General features: G+C 72.9%; 3 protein-coding genes. All 3 read right to left on the bottom strand.

The annotated features are described in order from the left end of the window. Positions 1–60 precede the first annotated feature (60 nt). From AC2W7G_RS14445 to AC2W7G_RS14435, 3 genes are read right to left on the bottom strand one after another with little or no spacing between them, the layout of a single operon-like run. A complete protein-coding gene (locus AC2W7G_RS14445; protein ID WP_485869051.1) occupies positions 61–867 on the bottom strand; it encodes a quinolinate synthase NadA in 807 nt (268 codons plus the stop codon). After that, the gene (nadA, locus tag AC2W7G_RS14440) at positions 825–1,328 is read right to left on the bottom strand and encodes a quinolinate synthase NadA (protein WP_485869050.1); all 504 of its coding nucleotides are present in this window, start codon (positions 1,326–1,328) and stop codon (positions 825–827) included. The genes AC2W7G_RS14445 and nadA overlap by 43 nt, the downstream gene beginning before the upstream one ends. Further along, entirely contained in the window at positions 1,325–1,984 is a 660-nt protein-coding gene (locus AC2W7G_RS14435) for an NUDIX hydrolase (protein ID WP_485869049.1), read from the bottom strand. The genes nadA and AC2W7G_RS14435 overlap by 4 nt, the downstream gene beginning before the upstream one ends. Between the last annotated feature and the right edge of the window lie 190 nt (positions 1,985–2,174).

Here is a 2,174-nt window from a genome sequence, read left to right as displayed (position 1 = left end):
CGGCCCTCGGAGCGCGGCGGTGAGCCCGGCGACGCCGGACCCGACGACGGACGATCGCGGTCATGAGTTTGCGGGCGTCCGGGGCTGAGCGGCCAGCATGCGCTCCAGCGCGACGCGCGCGTCGGCGGCGACGGCCTCGTCGACGCGGACCTGGTTGCGCACCTCGCCCTCGAGCAGGCCGTCCAGCACCCAGGCCAGGTAGCCGGGGTGGATGCGGTACATCGTCGAGCACGGGCAGATGACCGGGTCGAGGCAGAAGATCGTCTTGTCCGGGTGCTGCGTGGCCAGCCGGTTCACCAGGTTGACCTCGGTGCCGATGGCGATCGTGCTGCCCGGCTCGGCCGCCTCGACGAAGCGGCGGATCAGGTCGGTCGACCCGGCGGCGTCCGCGGCGTCGACGACGGGCATGGGGCACTCGGGGTGCACGACGACCTGCACGCCGGGGTGCTCGGCGCGGGCCCGGGCGATCTGCTCGACCGTGAAGCGCTTGTGCACCGAGCAGAAGCCGTGCCACAGCAGCACCTTCGCGTCCCGCAGCGTCGCCTCGTCGTTCCCGCCGAGCGGCTTGCGCGGGTCCCACAGCGGCATCCGCTCGAGCGGGACGCCCATCGCCTTGGCGGTGTTGCGGCCCAGGTGCTGGTCGGGGAAGAACAGCACCCGGCGTCCGCGCTCGAACGCCCACTCCAGCACGACCTCGGCGTTCGAGGACGTGCAGACGATGCCCCCGTTGCGGCCGCAGAACGCCTTGAGCGCCGCCGAGGAGTTCATGTACGTCACCGGCACGACCGGCGCCAGGTCGCCGGCCTCGTCCGCGTACACGTCCATCAGCTGCTCCCAGGCCGCGTCGACGGACTCGGTGTCGGCCATGTCGGCCATCGAGCAGCCGGCCGCGAGGTTGGGCAGGATGACCGACTGCCCGCGCGGGCCAGCACGTCGGCGGTCTCGGCCATGAAGTGGACGCCGCAGAACACGATGGTCTCGGCCTGCGGGCGGGTCAGCGCGGCGTTCGCGAGCTGGAAGGAGTCACCCACGAAGTCGGCGTGCTGCACCACCTCGTCGCGCTGGTAGAAGTGCCCGAGCACGACCAGCCGCTCCCCCAGGGCGTCCTTGGCCCGGCGGATGCGCGCGTGCAGCTCGGCGTCGTCCATGCGCTGGTACTCCACCGGCAGCTGGCCCGGCCGCACGACCGGTGCCGGCACGACGTCCAGCTCGGACGCCCCGGGGCCGTAGCCCGGCATCGCGTCGAAGACCCACGGCCCCTGGGCCAGGTCGGTGTCGCAGCTGGCGGCGGGCGCCGCGGTGATGGCGTCGTGGACGGAGGTCGTCATGCCTGGCTCCTGGTGGGGGTCGCGACGCGGTACAGCGCCGGGGGTCGGTGGCTGGTGCCCTGCAGGCTGGTGCCGGTCGGCTCGATCGTGCGTCCGGCCAGGACCTGGCGGCGGAAGTTGGCCGGGTCGAGCGGGCGGCCGAGCACGGCCTCGTGCACGGCGCGCAGCTCGGCCAGGGTGAAGGTGTCGGGCAGGAAGTTGTGCGCGATCGGCGAGTAGGTGATCTTCGCGCGCAGCCGGTCGAGGGCGTAGCGGACGATGTCGTCGTGGTCGAAGGCGAGCGGCCCGGGTACCTCGTCGGCGACGAACCACTCCACGTTCTCGCCGTCGACGGCGCGGGCGTCCTCGCTGGGTCGCACGAGCGCCCAGTAGACGATCGAGACGACGCGGTCCGGTCCGGCCGAGCGGTCGACGGCGCCGAAGGAGTACAGCTGCTCCAGGTAGCGCGGGGCCAGGCCGGTGGTGCGGGCCAGGGTGCTGCGGGCGCTGGTGGCCAGGTCCTCGTCGGGGCGCAGCGGTCCGCCCGGCAGCGCCCAGCGTCCCTCGTACGGGTCGCGGATGCGGCGGACCAGCGGCAGCCACAAGGTGGCGCGTCCGGTGCGCGGGTGCGGACGCAGCGCGAAGCTCACGGTCGAGACCGCCAGGTCGATCGCCAACGCCCACTCCTGCCTTCAGGTTGGCATGACCCTAAGACCCCCTTTTGGTCACGTCAACCCTTTGGCCGGACCCGGACCGGCCCCATGTCCGCGCTGAGCGTGACGTTGTGCACGCGACACGCCGGTGCGGGCGTGCACAACGTCACGGCTCAGCGCGGAGGTGGGGTCAGCGGAAGTCGCGGCCCGGTGC

Source organism: Aeromicrobium sp. PFPM2_SD2 (genome assembly GCF_057364525.1).
This window is presented reverse-complemented; position numbering and strand designations above follow the sequence as displayed.

Excerpts from the sequence above, each read along its gene's own strand:
- AC2W7G_RS14445 (WP_485869051.1), bottom strand. The coding sequence starts at position 867 with ATGGCCGACACCGAGTCCGTCGACGCGGCCTGGGAGCAGCTGATGGAC.
- nadA (WP_485869050.1), bottom strand. The coding sequence starts at position 1,328 with ATGACGACCTCCGTCCACGACGCCATCACCGCGGCGCCCGCCGCCAGC.